At 59.2% G+C, this 13,976-nt stretch carries 10 protein-coding genes; 6 read left to right on the top strand and 4 right to left on the bottom strand.

The genetic code is table 11. The annotated features are described in order from the left end of the window. Window positions 1-12: 12 nt before the first annotated feature. On the top strand, window positions 13-696 hold the full coding sequence (locus AC19YR_RS08160; RefSeq protein WP_095110792.1) for a Crp/Fnr family transcriptional regulator: 684 nt from the start codon (window positions 13-15) through the stop codon (window positions 694-696). A 5-nt stretch (window positions 697-701) separates the two neighbouring features. Further along, the gene (locus AC19YR_RS08155) at window positions 702-893 is read left to right on the top strand and encodes a protein DnrP (RefSeq protein WP_095110793.1); all 192 of its coding nucleotides are present in this window, start codon (window positions 702-704) and stop codon (window positions 891-893) included. Between the two features lie 118 nt (window positions 894-1,011). Here the strand turns inward: AC19YR_RS08155 and AC19YR_RS08150 are convergent, their stop codons facing one another. The 3 genes from AC19YR_RS08150 to AC19YR_RS08140 form a co-directional block, all read right to left on the bottom strand. Next, the gene (locus tag AC19YR_RS08150; protein ID WP_500597916.1) at window positions 1,012-2,853 is read right to left on the bottom strand and encodes a nitric oxide reductase activation protein NorD; all 1,842 of its coding nucleotides are present in this window, start codon (window positions 2,851-2,853) and stop codon (window positions 1,012-1,014) included. 192 nt (window positions 2,854-3,045) lie between these two features. Further along, window positions 3,046-4,473 (bottom strand): cbb3-type cytochrome c oxidase subunit I, encoded by a 1,428-nt coding sequence (locus AC19YR_RS08145; RefSeq protein WP_095110795.1) that lies wholly within the window; start codon window positions 4,471-4,473, stop codon window positions 3,046-3,048. A gap of 3 nt (window positions 4,474-4,476) precedes the next feature. Next, entirely contained in the window at window positions 4,477-4,917 is a 441-nt protein-coding gene (locus AC19YR_RS08140; protein ID WP_095110796.1) for a c-type cytochrome, read from the bottom strand. Between the two features lie 382 nt (window positions 4,918-5,299). Between AC19YR_RS08140 and AC19YR_RS08135 the strand changes: the two genes are divergently transcribed. The 4 genes from AC19YR_RS08135 (at window position 5,300) to AC19YR_RS08120 (ending at window position 13,445) form a co-directional block, all read left to right on the top strand. Further along, complete coding sequence (locus tag AC19YR_RS08135; protein ID WP_500597914.1) at window positions 5,300-8,470, top strand: type VI secretion system Vgr family protein; 3,171 nt, start codon at window positions 5,300-5,302, stop codon at window positions 8,468-8,470. Between the two features lies 1 nt (window position 8,471). Continuing rightward, complete coding sequence (locus AC19YR_RS08130; protein ID WP_095111246.1) at window positions 8,472-10,976, top strand: phospholipase D-like domain-containing protein; 2,505 nt, start codon at window positions 8,472-8,474, stop codon at window positions 10,974-10,976. After that, a complete protein-coding gene (locus AC19YR_RS08125) occupies window positions 10,973-12,109 on the top strand; it encodes a T6SS immunity protein Tli4 family protein (protein WP_095111245.1) in 1,137 nt (378 codons plus the stop codon). The genes AC19YR_RS08130 and AC19YR_RS08125 overlap by 4 nt, the downstream gene beginning before the upstream one ends. A 178-nt stretch (window positions 12,110-12,287) precedes the next feature. Beyond that, window positions 12,288-13,445, top strand: coding sequence for a T6SS immunity protein Tli4 family protein (locus AC19YR_RS08120; RefSeq protein ID WP_500597912.1), 1,158 nt, complete (start codon window positions 12,288-12,290; stop codon window positions 13,443-13,445). Window positions 13,446-13,746: 301 nt separating this feature from the next. Here the strand turns inward: AC19YR_RS08120 and AC19YR_RS08115 are convergent, their stop codons facing one another. Beyond that, window positions 13,747-13,974 (bottom strand): cytochrome C oxidase subunit IV family protein, encoded by a 228-nt coding sequence (locus tag AC19YR_RS08115; RefSeq protein WP_095111221.1) that lies wholly within the window; start codon window positions 13,972-13,974, stop codon window positions 13,747-13,749. Window positions 13,975-13,976 lie beyond the last annotated feature (2 nt).

The following is a 13,976-nucleotide window of genomic DNA, read 5'->3' as shown; positions in this document are numbered from 1 at the left end:
GGATCAATCCCCATGGTGCTACATCGTGTCCATCATCAGATTTTGCGCAGCCATCACCTGTTCGAGCCGTTGAACGAGGAGCAGCTCGACGAGTTGATGAGCACCAGCCAGTTGCTCAGTGTCGACAAGGGTGAACCGCTGTTCCGCCAGGGCGAGCCGGCCGAGGCGTTTTACTTTGTGATCGCCGGTGCGGTGAAGATCTACCGCCTCACCCCCGACGGCCAGGAAAAGGTCTTCGAGGTGGTGGGCGACCGCCAGACCTTCGCCGAGGCCATGATGCTGATGGACACACCCAACTACGTGGCCTCGGCCGAAGCCGTGTGCCCGACCCAGTTGTACCGGGTATCCAACGCCACCTACATGCGTCTGCTGCAAAGCAACAGCCGCCTGACGTTCGCCCTGCTGGGCAAGTTGTGTGTGCGCCTGCACCAGCGGGTCAACGAGATCGAAACCCTGTCGCTGAAAAACGCCACCCACCGCGTGGTGCGCTACCTGCTGACCCAACTGATGCGCCTGCCCACCCCGGGCAACCGCTTCGAGCTACCGATGGCCAAACAGTTGATCGCCGGGCACCTGTCGATCCAGCCCGAAACCTTCTCGCGGATCATCCGCCGGCTGATCGACGAAAACATCATCACCCAGGAAGGCCGGCAGATCAGCGTTCTCGATCGCCTGCGCCTGGAACAGTTCGAGTAACCCCCATGCGCCGTTGCCTGTATTGCCAACACACCAACCCCGCCGCCGCCAGCGATTGCGACGAATGCGGCATGCCCCTGCCCGCCCGCGCCGAACAGGCCAGCGAAGACCGCCAGCGGCGCTTCATGTGGTTCTGCCTGGGCCTGACCCTGTTCTGCGTGAGCATGTTCTTCTGGTTGCCGCGCAGCATTTATTGAGCCTGCGGCTGCGCCAACAGCCAGTGAACCCAGTGTGGAGTTTTGGCTTACCCGGATCTCGTAAACCCGGAAATATCCCGGTGGGAGCGGTGTGCTCCCAGCTGCACACCGTCATCCCTCACGGTTGGGTCAGTTGCCGGTACAGCTGCACCAACCGCAGGGGCAGTTGTTCGGGTTGGTGGATCAGGGTGTAGCCATTGGCACCGAACATGTACGGCAGGTAGTCGCCGGCCTTTTGGTCGATGGTGATGCAAAACGGCGTCAGGCCCAGGCGCCGCGCTTCAAGCACAGCCTGGCGGGTGTCTTCGACACCGTAGCGGCCTTCGTACAGATCCAGGTCGTTGGGCTTGCCATCAGTGAGCAACAACAGCAGTTTGCGCCGGCGCTTACGGCCCTTGAGCAGTTCGCTGGCCTGGCGAATCGCCGCGCCCATGCGTGTGTAGTAACCAGGCTTGAGGCCTTGGATACGGCCCCGGGTGTGGTCGTCGTAACGCTGGGTGAATGACTTGAGTTGCTGCATGCGCACTTGCTGGCGACGCAGGGACGAGAAGCCGTACAGAGCGAAATCATCCCCCAGCACCGCCAGGGTTTCGCCGAACAGCAACAGGCTGTCGCGCACCACATCGATGACCCGGTGCTGGTCATTGAGGTGGGCGTCGGTAGACATCGACAGGTCCGCCAACAGCAGGCAGGCCAGGTCGCGTTGGGTGTGGCGCTGCTCCAGGAACAAACCGCGCTCGGCGCACTGGCCGTGCTGGCGCTCCACGTGAAAATCCAGCCACGCCGGCAGGTCCAGCTCTGAACCCTGGGGTTGTTGGCGCAGCCATTGGCGGTCGTTGCGCAGGTGCTCGAATTGGCGCCGCAAACGCTGCGCCGGGGCGTGCAGGCGGGGCGGCAAGGGCCGCGCTTCGTCGTCGCGGGGCAGGAGCATTTGCAGGTTGACGAAGTCCGGTTGCAGGCATTGGCGGCGGTAGTCCCACTCCGGCAACTTAATGCCCTCGCCCAGGGGAATGTCGTCCACATCGGCCGGTGGCAGATCCAGGTGCAGCTTCAAGCCGCCGCCCTTGCGCACGCGCTGGCGGGACAGGGTCAGCTCATCGAGGTCATCGGCGACTTTGCTGGCATCCGGGTCGTCGCTGTCGTCGGACCAGCGATCGAGGTCGACGTGCTCGGTCCAACTGAACAGGTTCTCCAGGCGCACCACCAAAAAGCCGCCGTCACGACGGTTTTCGTCCACCCGGGTGGCGCGCTTGCGCCCGCTTTTCTGCTCGCCGGGGCGGGTGGCCAGGGTTTCTTCGGATTCATCGTCCAGGTCCGCCGCCTGAGGGCTGCCCAGTTGCTGCGGCGGGTACAGCCACAGCGGCAGCGGCCAAGCCGCCCGTTCGCTACGCGGGAACTGCTCGACACTGCCGGGCTCGCGCAGGGCCTGGCACAGGGCCCGTTCCAGGGCCGCTTCGCCGGGGCCCAGGGTGGCCGGGTCGGGGCGCAGCGCCAGATGGGCGTCCACCAGGCGCCGGTAGCGTGGCGCCATGGCCGGGTAGCGCTGCAACAGGTGACAGGTCCAGCGCTGGTTGTCGCGGCCCCAATGGCGCATCGGCCCGGCCTCGGCGGCCAACAGTGCGAGCCAACGGTACAGGTCCTGGTTGAGGGTGGCGTCGGGGAACACCGCCAGGCTCGCCGGCAGGCGCAGGCTGTTGTCGTCGCGCCAGGCCAGGGGCACGCTCTTGCAGGTGCCGGCGACCTGTTGCAGCAAGCTGCGGCGCAGCAGCAGGTCGCGCTCGCTGGCGGCCTCCACGCTCATGCCACTGGCCCCGCCCGTGGCCCGGAACAGCAACGCCAGCGCACGCTGGCGCTCAAGCAATTCGACCCGCGCCTCGGGGAAGTCCGGGCTGGCACGGCGGGTGATAAAGCGGTGCCAAACGCTACCGACCCACTCTTCCAGTTCAACGGTAAATGCCATGGCACTGTCCTCGGCCGGGGTGGAAAGTAAAACGGCCCGCAGTACCTGCCGGGCCGCCCTCCTTGGGGATTGGATGGATCACTGTCGGTGAACGGGCTTTTGTGAAAGCACAGGCGTAGGGGAGCAGGCTTGTGTGGGAGCGGGCTTGCCCGCTCCCACAGCCACATCCACACACAGCCCCTCACTTTCTCCTTATGCCCGGCTCACCGCCGCATGGGGCTGCCTCACTTCCGCGCCGCGGCGCTTGAAGCTGTACAGGTAGCACAGCAGGCCGAGCAGGAAGCCGATGCCGCTGACCAGCCGCGCCCAGAACAGCAGCGCCAGGTGATCCATGGTGGCCATGAATGGCAGGGCCACACCATCGGCCTGCCAGCGTTGCAGCCACACTTGCACTACACCAGCAGCGGTGAGGAACAAGGTAATCATCACCATCGACAGGGTCATCAGCCAGAAACCACGGATTTCCCAGGTCTGCGAGCGGGCATCCGGTGCTTCACCGAGGCCGCGCAAGCGAGGCATGGCGTAGCTGATAAGCGTCATCACAATCATCGCGTAGGCACCGTAGAACGCCAGGTGGCCGTGGGCCGCCGTCAGTTGGGTGCCGTGGGTGTAGTAGTTGACCGGTGCGAGGGTGTGCAGGAAACCCCATACGCCAGCGCCGAAGAACGCCGTGACCGTGGTGCCCTTGGCCCACAACGTGGCGGCGCGGTTGGGGTGCTCGCGGCGCCGGTTGCGAACCATGCTGAAGGCGAAAATCACCATGGCCAGGAACGGCAGTGGCTCCATCGCCGAGAAGATCGAACCGACCCACAGCCAGACCTCGGGCGCGCCAATCCAGAAGAAGTGGTGACCGGTGCCAATGATCCCGGTAATCAGGGCCATGGCGATAATCACGTACAGCCACTTCTCCACCACTTCGCGGTCTACGCCAGTGATCTTGATAAGCACGAAGGCCAGCATCGCGCCCATGATGAGTTCCCACACGCCTTCCACCCAAAGGTGCACCACCCACCACCAGTAGAACTTGTCGCGGGCCAGGTTTTCCGGGTTGTAGAAGGAGAACAGGAAGAACACCGCCAGGCCGATCAGGCCGGTGAGCATGACCATGCTCACGGTGGTCTTGCGGCCCTTGAGCAGGGTCATGCCGATGTTGTAGAGAAAGCCCAGGGCGACGACCACGATGCCCATCTTGGTGATGGTTGGCTGCTCTAGGAACTCACGCCCCATGGTCGGCAGCAGGTCGTTACCGGTGATCCGCGCCAACGTGGCATAGGGCACCGACAGGTAACCCAGGATCGTCAACACCCCCGCCACGGCGAACACCCAAAACAGCACGAGCGCCAGTTTCGGGCTGTGCAGTTCACGGTCAGCCTCCTCCGGTATCAGGTAGTAAGCCGCGCCCATGAAGCCGAACAGCAGCCAGACGATCAGCAGGTTGGTGTGCACCATCCGCGCCACGTTGAAGGGGATCAACGGGAACAGAAAGTCACCCACCACGTATTGCAGGCCCATGATTAAACCGAACAGCACCTGGCCCAGGAACAGGATCAGAGCAAACACGAAGTAAGGTTTGGCCACGGCTTGCGAGGCGAATTTCAGATGTGGATTGGCAATGCTCATCTCTCAGCCCTCCTTATTGGGCGGCCAGCCGTTGGTATTGATGTTCGAGCTCCACTTGAGGAACTCGGCAATGTCATCCACCTCCTGATCGCTGAGATTGAATTGCGGCATCGCCCGCCGCCCGGGTACGCCCAGCGGCTGCATTTTCATCCAGGCGTGCAGGAACGGCTTGAACGCCTCATCGCCGCCACGGCGGGTGAACACATTGCCCAGCTCCGGCGCAAAGTAGGCGCCCTCGCCCAGCAGCGTGTGACAACCGACGCAGTTATTGCGCTCCCAAACGCCCTTGCCCCGTATGACCGACTCGCTCAACTGCGCCTGGTTGCTGCGCACCGGGAAGGTCTGTTCCGTGTGATAGGTCAAGGCCAGAAAAATGAGGAAAAAGAACACGCTTCCCCCAAAGTAGATATTCCTGGCCATGCCTTTGGTGAAGGTCTCTGACATGGTCGCTTCCTCTATTGCTTGGCGTGACCATTCTAGAAACCGCAGGGTGGGAAACAGCTTGATGGCGATCAAGAAATGCCGATGGTTTTGCTCGGGTATTGGCCGGCAGGCGAGTCTTGGTCGGGTGGATATTTTTTACGTTGCAATGCGCGCGGGCCCATTAACGTGCACGTTTGCGTAGGGCGTTTCTCTAATTTATGTAGGCCTCATATTTAAACGCTCCACCCCCCCTCAATCCTCCCCCGCAACTAGGCACAATGCCGCCGCGCCCCGCTGCCTGGCGCGCTTCACATCCCAACGCTGTTAGCCTCTTTGGCGGGTTATGGCCGACTGGCTGAACTGCGAATTTCGCAACCTTATGCCTGGTTTGGATTTCACACCCATGAACCCCACTGCCCCGCTCATCAGCGATCAAACACGCCTGTATTCCCTGCAAACGCCCACGTCCATGGCCCCCCTGCACGTTGAGCGCTGGGCCGGCCGCGAGGCGCTTTCCGAGCTGTACCGCTGGGACGTGCTGGCCCTGAGCGCCGAGCATCGCCTGCCCCTCGAGGCGATGCTCGGTGCGCCCATTACCTTGCTCACGGCCCTGGCCGATGGCAGCCACAGCCGACGCAGCGGTTTGCTCAGCCGTGTCGCCCGCCTGGGCAGCGACGGTTCCCTGACCCGCTACCACCTGACCCTGGTGCCCTGGCTCTGGGTGTTGAGCCAGAGCTTTCGCTCCCGGGTGTTCCAAGACAGCACCGTGCAGCAGATCGTCAGCCAGGTCTTCGCCGGTTATGAGGCCTACGCCCGTTGGCGTTTCACCCGCGACGCCGACCAGTTACTGAGCCACGTGCGCCCGCGCAGTTACTGCGCGCAGTACCGCGAAACCGATTTCGACTTTGTGCAGCGGCTACTGGCCGAAGAGGGCCTGGGCTATTGCTTTGTCGAGGACCCACAAGCACCGGCCGGCCACTGCCTGGTCATCTTTGGCCAGAGCCCTGGGCTGCCTGAAGACCTCACCTCGGCCAGCGCCACCGGCCTGCGCTACCAGCGCACCGACGCGGTGGAGGAGCAAGACACCGTGCAGTTCATGGGCCAGCTCCATCGCCTGAGCCACCGGCGCATCACCCTGCTAAGCAGCGACTACAAAACCCGCCAGGCCATCAGCGCCTCGCGCCCCGTCGGCCCCGAGCGCGAGGGCCTGGAAAGCTACGACCCGGTGGGCGATTACGCCTTTGCCACCCTGAGCGAGGCCGAGCATTACGTGCGTTTGCACAGCGAGGCCCTGCAGGTCGATAAGTCCTTCTGGCACGGCCGCGCCAACGTGCGCAGTGCCCGCGCCGGAACACGCTTTGAGCTGTTGCACGCGCCTTGGGTCCACACGGCGCACCTGCGCGGGCAGGAGCACTTCCTCTTCACCCAGGTGCACAGTTACGGCATCAACAACCTGGAAAGCGGCGCAGCGCTGTTGGATGCCGACCTAGCAACCCGCCTGCAACTCGACCACCTCGACCCCCAGGTGCTGGCCGAAGCCCAGCGCAGCGGCTTTGCCCAGCAGTTCAACGCCGTGGGGCACAACCAACCGTGGCGCCCGACCCTGGCCGATGGCACCGGCCAGCGCCTCAACCCGGTGGCCACCGCCCACGGCCCACAAACGGCCATCGTCGTCGGCGCCGACGGGCAAACCACGGCGGGCAGCGGCAGCCCCTTGCACTGCGATGCCATGGGTCGGGTGCGGGTGCGCTTCCATTGGCAAGCCGAAGACGACCGTGGCGCCTGCTGGGTGCGGGTCGGCCAAGCCTTGGCGGGCCAGGGGTTCGGCGCGCAGTTCTTGCCCCGTATCGGCCAGGAAGTGCTGGTGCATTTCATCAACGGCGACATCGACCGGCCGATCATTTTCAAGGCCCTGTACAACGGCCGCGGCGAAGGCGGCGTGGCCCCCACACCGGGCGGCGCCCCCGGGCAAAGCAACCTGGCGGTGTATGCCAAAGCCAACGACCAACGCCCCAGCGCCGAAGCCAACCTCGCCGGGGGCAACAGCCCGGCGTGGCACGGCGGTGGCGGCGGTGAAACACAGCACCGCAACGCGGCGGCGCTGTCGGGCTTCAAGACCCAAGGCTTCGATGGCCAAGGCCATAACCAACTGGTCTTCGACGACAGCGACCAACAAGGCCGCATCCAGATGGCCACCACCCAAGCCCACAGCCAACTCAACCTCGGCCACCTGATCCACCAGGCCGGCAACTACCGGGGCAGTTTTCGCGGGCAGGGGTTTGAACTGCGCACCGACGCCTACGGGGCGGTGCGCGCCGCCAAAGGCTTGCTGCTCAGCACCTACGCCATCGAGCCGCACACCCCGGCAGGCGATGCCAGCGCCGCGCAAGCGCTGCTGCAACAACAACGCGACCTCGCCGCACGCTTCGACCTGGCCGCGCAGATCCACCACACCGTGCCCCTGGCCAGCCACCGCGGCGTACACCAGGCCCAACTCAGCGCGCTGATCGCCGACCAAGCACCGCTCCAGGCCCTGCACACCAGCCTCAGCGCCACCGTCACCGGCGAGCAACTCGCCCAGGCCAGCGCCGACGCCTTAAAGCGCGACAGCCACCACCCCATCCCCCACAGCGCCGACCCCTTGCTCACCCTCAGCGCCCGCGACAGCATCGCCAAAATCGCCGGCCAATCACTGCAATGGACCGCCGCGCAAACCCTCACCCTGGGCAGCGGCGCCGACACCCACCTGGCCACCGGCCAAACCCTGCGCCTGCACAGCGGCCAAGCCATCGGCGCCCTGGCCGGCGCGCAACAGGCCGACGGCATCGGCCTGGCCCTGATCGCCAGCGCCGGGGCGGTGGACATCCAGGCGCAACAGAGCGACATCCACCTCAGCGCCCAAAACGACCTGAAGATCATCTCGATCGAGGCAGCGGCACAAATGGCCGCCGGCACCACCCTGCACCTGGCCGTGGAGGGCGGCGCCAGCCTGACCCTGGAAGGCGGCAACATCACCTTCGCCTGCCCGGGCAGCATCAAGGTGTATGCCGGCAAACGCCGATTCAACGGCCCGATACAGCAGTACTTCCCCCTGCCCCCATTCCCGCGCAACCCACTGCCCGAGGTCGCGGCCACATTTGATTTGCGGCTGATGGATGTGCCGGGGCCTGATGCCACGGCCCTTGGCGCATTTGCGTGGCGGATTGTCAGGGCAAGCAGTCAATCGACTGCGCTTTTGAGTCAAGAGTCACTGCTAGAAGGCAATAGCGACGCCGACGGAAAGCTCAACCTATCTGCCGAACAGGAGCAGGCGCTAAAACTGGCTTACGACCAGGCCCCCAATGACTACTGGCTGGTCTTTGGCGATCAGGCGCGAGAAGTGGTCATGGAGGCAGACAAGGGCAAATGGTCCGAGCATCAAAAGCTGCTTAAAGGCCTGGATGCCAATGGCTATATGAGCGACAGCGTCCGTACCGGGGGGAATGGAACGGACGTTGACCACATCCAGGCCGCCCGCCGAGAAATGCAGGTCAACAGCGGCGAAGCCCTACTGAACAAACTCAAGGAGCAATGAAATGACCATCCCCGACAGTGGATTAGTCCCTCGCACCGTTTGCCAAATAGTCGACAGTGAAGGCAATGCCCTTAAAGCTTTCGCCACAGATGAGGTCTGGGTGCGATCAGCGTTTTCAGAGGCCACCAGAGGCAATGCCGTCAAACCCTACTTCACCGGTAAAGACTACTTTGCCGAGCTGATCGACGAATTTGCCAATGCCAAGCAAAGCATCTGTATTGCTGGGTGGCAGGTGAACTGGGACGCCCAGTTGGCCCCCGATGTACGCCTGTATGACTGCCTTCTGGCCGCAGCTCAGCGCGGCGTGATGATTTATGTCATGCCCTGGGACGACAGCGCACCGGTACAAACCTACGACGAGCAAACCCGCAACGTGTTGCAGCACATCAACCGCGAAGTCAAAGCGATGCGGGTGTTTGTCACCCTGGCAAAATCAATGGCAGACAAGGCTCGCGCGTTCTACAGCCACCATCAGAAACAGGTGGTGATCGACCAGCGCGTGGCCTTCGTTGGCGGCCTGGATCTGGCCTATGGCCGTTACGACGATGACTGTTTTGACCTGCGCGCCGACAGCGATGGCCGCCAGGGTATGAACCGCTACAACGGCTGCGTTCCGCAATTGGGTGAATTGGCGGCCGACATCTTGGTCAATCCGGATGAGTTACCTGACTACTGGAAGCCGATCACAAACTCCAGCCCCGGCGATGGGGTGCAGGCGAAGATCAAGGCAGGGGCTTACCAAACGCCCTACGCAGAAGACACGCCCGTCGCGGAAAAGCTTGGAAGCAAATTGACCGCAAGCGTGGCCTCCCTGGACCCCAAGTGCCAGCCGCGTATGCCTTGGCAGGATATTCATCTGCGCATCGAAGGCCCGGCGGTGTCCGACTTGGCGCGAAACTTCGTCTTGCGCTGGAACAGCAAACGCACGGAAGAAAACCAAACCAGGCATCGCCGAACCCAGGGGCCCGAAGCGGCAACTCTCACGCGGGGGCCGCTGCCCGTTTTGCCTGTACCGCCTGCTCCTGCGCATTTCCCACACGTTGGAACCTGCTGCGTACAAGTGTTACGCAGTGCGCCAAAAGCGATGTTGAAAAACGAAACCAATGAACAGGTATTGAAACCGCAGGACGACATTCTTCGCGCCATGGAGTTGCTGATCGAAAAGGCCAAGCATTACATCTATATCGAGCAGCAGTTTTTTGTCAGTGCCTTTGGTGAGGAAGGGGAAACTACCCGAACCGAGCCTGCGATCAGCATCGCCAACGCCGCCGGTAATGGGCCGGCGGCAACCCGGTGGATGCCGGGCGATGCGGCGGCCTTACCACAGAACAAGATATGCACGCGCCTGATCCAACGCATTGGCTGTGCAGTATTCACGGGTAATCCGTTCCACGTGTACATCGTGCTCCCCGTGCACCCTGAGGGCGGAGGGCTGGATAACCCGGCCATCGTCACTCAGGTGCATTGGACCCAGCAAAGCATCGCGTTCGGCACGCAAAGCCTGCTCAACGGGATTCGTTGGTACATCAAAGTGCGGGATTTGCGCGCCAGTGGGCAAATCACCCTGGAGCAGCAAGCGGCCGCGTGGGATAGGGGGCTAGTAGGGGTGGTGGAATTGGCACAGTCATTTCGTAATGTCACCAATCCCAGCGACGAGGCGTGCTTCGAGTTTGTAACCCTGCTTAACCTGCGCAATTGGGCACAGTTAGGTGATCGCTATGTCACCGAACAGATTTATGTGCACAGCAAAATGATGATCGTCGATGACCGTTATGCGTTGGTCGGCAGTGCCAATATCAACGACCGCAGCCTAGTGGGCGAGCGTGATTCGGAACTGGCCGTGTTAGTCATGGACACGGACGTGGAGCATAAAGACTTTTTAGGTAATGGGCGCCCGCAACCGACCCGCAAGTTGGCCCATGAACTGCGCAAAGGTGTATGGAGCAAGCTATTTGGGTTAAGCAGTGGTGTACGCCCGGCTGAAGCGTTGCGGGGCATGATCGATAGACCAGGGCATCCGGACTGTTGGAAGGCGATTCAGGATATAGCCAAGCGCAATGCTGAGCACTATGAAGCCGTATTTAAATATATTCCTCGAAATCATCAGCCTAATGAGCCGAAGGAGAACCCAGGCGAAACAGAGGACGCGCCTATTGCCCGTCCAGCCTCTATCTGGCCGGTGATTGATACCACATCAAAATATAACTCTCCAGGAACGACTGCTCTAGAGCATATAAAAAAACATCAGATGCCATTTGAGGCTTCGTTCTGGAAATCACCACAACATAACATCGCCTCTGTCTCTCGCCTCAGTGAGATACGCGCATTTATTGCAACTTACCCTGTGACCTGGACAAAGGGCGAAGATAATAATATGCGTTTCCATAATGCATTGATGACCCATGCTGAAAAAGTCGAGCCCCCGTTAGAGGGGTCTATTGACCATTCTACGCAAGAAAAGAAATTGGCTTCGGCATCTATCAAAAAACAGGAATATCGTGGATGAATTTTATTACTCGGTCATCATTATTCATTCTGCTGAACGTATGCACCTCACTCGCTTACGCACAGAAAATCAATGTGCCAGAGCAATGGAAGACCGAATGCATCGGAAACTTTCAGATTAGCGTTCCTGGCGATGTAGAACTTGCGCTGCTGCATTATCATGATAGGGATAAAAAATATAACTTCCGTACAAAAATGCTCCAGCGTGTTTTTTACGCAACAACAACTTACGGGGGGGGTATTGGCGTCTATTATGAAGATGAAAAAGAATTTTATTTAAAAACCCGACAAGCCGAAGTTGACAGGCTGGAGAAGTATCGATCAGACAATAAAGGCAACCCCAAAGCTGGAAAGTTTTCATATAGCTTTCCTGATGAAACCTCATTTTTAGCCAAGCACGGAAACTCGGACAGAATGAAAATTGAGGCTTCAAGTTATTATTCTGGCCGCCGCTACACCTATGAAACCCTTGATAGGCGAGATGAGGTTTCGGTAACTAAAGACTATGACAATTTTGCTAAAAACTTTCGCCCCCGCGCCCTTTACGAAATCCCCAATGAAAAAGGCGTGTGCATACCCTATGGCTTTATTAAAAGCGACACCCCTCAAGATCGAGTGATTTCCAGCGCCATGCGCTTGAAAGATCATCCTGACGTGACCGTGCTATTAATGGATAAAAGTGCTTCTCGGGGAGGTTTTGTCCGAAAGGAGAACCCCACCGCCATCGAGGAAATTCGTTACATCTGGGAGTGGGGTTTTAATTGGCGTACAGAAAAGCTACAAGCCACAGGCTTTCCTCGTTTTCCTTTAGTCCGTATTGCCGGCTATAAAGGTCGATCAAGTTTCGTCGAAATAACACGACCCAATCCCGCTACATACGATCCAGATGATGTCTGCACTAAGAATAGTTATTACGCCGAAGAACAGATTCTAGCTAAATGCCCGCCGCTCCCAGTGGACTACGGCTACGTCGCCTATGTTCAAGGCGACCCCAATGCCAAGGAAGACACACCTAGCCTGCTGCTCTACGTGCTGCAAGAGTCCAAATATGGTCCCGATGGCAAACCGTCTATTGGCAGGGACGAACTCCACACAATGGCCGACACCATCGCCGCGTCAATCAAGCGCCGTTAAGTGAGAATCGACGGCGTGCGGCTTGATATCAGGGGTATCCAACAAATGGCCTTGGTCGGCGGATTGGATTGGGCCTATGGCCGTAAGGAGTTGCTGACCTTAAGCAAAAATTTGCCAGCCTATCAACGCAAGAAAAGAAATGGACTTCAGTACCTATCAAAAAACAGGAGTACCGCGGATGAATCTGTTTATTAGATTTTCATTATTCTCCCTACTGGCTGCATGCACCTCGGTAGTCCATGCACAAAAAATTATCGTGCCAGAGCAATGGAAAACTGAATGTGTAGGCAATTTTGAAATCCGCCTGCCAGGGAATGTCGAAATTGCTGTACTTCGAAAAGTACTTTATGACTATCAAGATAGGTACAGGTTTTTTCCAAACCCTGGCCAAAAAGTATTTTTTGCACAAACAAGTTATGGAGGAGAAATAGGCGTCCACCCCCTTGGTGATAAAGAACTTTATTTTACGGCTCGTCAGGCTGAAGTTGATAGACTGGAAAAATACCGGGCAGACAATAAGGATAACCCCAAAGCCGGAACGTTTTCATATAGCTTTCCAGATGAAACCTCATTTTTAGCCAAGCACGGAAACTCGGACAGAATGAAAATTAAGGCTTCAAGTTATTATTCTGGCCGCCGCTACACCTATGAAACCCTTGATAGGCGAGATGAGGTTTCGGTAACGAAGGACTATGACAATTTTGCTAAAAACTTTCGCCCCCGCGCCCTTTACGAAATCCCCAATGAAAAAGGCGTGTGCATACCCTATGGCTTTATTAAAAGCGACACCCCTCAAGATCGAGTGATTTCCAGCGCCATGCGCTTGAAAGATCATCCTGACGTGACCGTGCTATTAATGGATAAAAGTGCTTCTCGGGGAGGTTTTGTCCGAAAGGAGAACCCCACCGCAATCGAGGAAATTCGTTACATCTGGGAGTGGGGTTTTAATTGGCGTACAGAAAAACTACAAGCCACAGGCTTTCCTCGTTTTCCTTTAGTCCGTATTGCCGGCTATAAAGGTCGATCAAGCTTCGTCGAAATAACACGACCTAATCCCGCTATATACGATCCCGCTGCATACGATCCAGATGATGTCTGCACTAAGAATAGTTATTACGCCGAAGAACAGATTCTAGCTAAATGCCCGCCGCTCCCAGTGGACTACGGCTACGTCGCCTATGTTCAAGGCGACCCCAATGCCAAGGAAGACACACCTAGCCTGCTGCTCTACGTACTGCAAGAGTCCGAGTATGGCCCCAATGGCAAACCGTCTATTGGCAGGGACGAACTCCACACAATGGCCGACACCATCGCCGCGTCAATCAAGCGCCGTTAAGTGAGAACCGGCGACGTGTGGCTTGATATCAGCCGTATTCAGCAAATGGCTTTAGTCGGTGGTGTGGGCTTGGCCTATGGCCTTTACCGCAGACACTGGACTACGGCTATATCGCCTACGTCAAAGGCGACCCTGACGCCAAGGAAGACACACCCAACTTGCTGCTCTACGTAATGCAAAACTCCGAGGATGCACCCGACGGCAAACCGACTATTGGCAAAGATGAACTAAAGAAAATGGCCGACACCATCGCCGCGTCAATCAAGCGCCGTTAGGGATTGGGGGGTTCGATTCGGCGGGCTTACAACATCAACCCCACCACCCCCACCAACACCACCGGCCACCCCAGTAATAGCCCCCGCCATAACCGTGGCCCGTGGCGCAGTTCCATGAAGCCGTCGGTAATCATCCAGGCCTTGGCCACGGCCAGCAGCAGGATCAGCGCCGGCCATCCGGCCTGTTGGCCCAGTGCCACGGTGGTGATGCTGAGCAGTACCAGCCCTAGCCAGCAGCCCATTAATACGGCCATGG

Source organism: Pseudomonas sp. MF08817 (genome assembly GCF_059862705.1).
The sequence above is the reverse complement of the archived record's forward strand: the minus strand, read 5'-3'. Positions and strand labels throughout refer to the sequence as shown.

Coding starts and splice junctions, on each gene's coding strand:
- AC19YR_RS08160 (WP_095110792.1), top strand. CDS start 13: ATGGTGCTACATCGTGTCCATCATCAGATTTTGCGCAGCCATCACCTG.
- AC19YR_RS08155 (WP_095110793.1), top strand. CDS start 702: ATGCGCCGTTGCCTGTATTGCCAACACACCAACCCCGCCGCCGCCAGC.
- AC19YR_RS08150 (WP_500597916.1), bottom strand. CDS start 2,853: ATGGCATTTACCGTTGAACTGGAAGAGTGGGTCGGTAGCGTTTGGCAC.
- AC19YR_RS08145 (WP_095110795.1), bottom strand. CDS start 4,473: ATGAGCATTGCCAATCCACATCTGAAATTCGCCTCGCAAGCCGTGGCC.
- AC19YR_RS08140 (WP_095110796.1), bottom strand. CDS start 4,917: ATGTCAGAGACCTTCACCAAAGGCATGGCCAGGAATATCTACTTTGGG.
- AC19YR_RS08135 (WP_500597914.1), top strand. CDS start 5,300: ATGAACCCCACTGCCCCGCTCATCAGCGATCAAACACGCCTGTATTCC.
- AC19YR_RS08130 (WP_095111246.1), top strand. CDS start 8,472: ATGACCATCCCCGACAGTGGATTAGTCCCTCGCACCGTTTGCCAAATA.
- AC19YR_RS08125 (WP_095111245.1), top strand. CDS start 10,973: ATGAATTTTATTACTCGGTCATCATTATTCATTCTGCTGAACGTATGC.
- AC19YR_RS08120 (WP_500597912.1), top strand. CDS start 12,288: ATGAATCTGTTTATTAGATTTTCATTATTCTCCCTACTGGCTGCATGC.
- AC19YR_RS08115 (WP_095111221.1), bottom strand. CDS start 13,974: ATGGCCGTATTAATGGGCTGCTGGCTAGGGCTGGTACTGCTCAGCATC.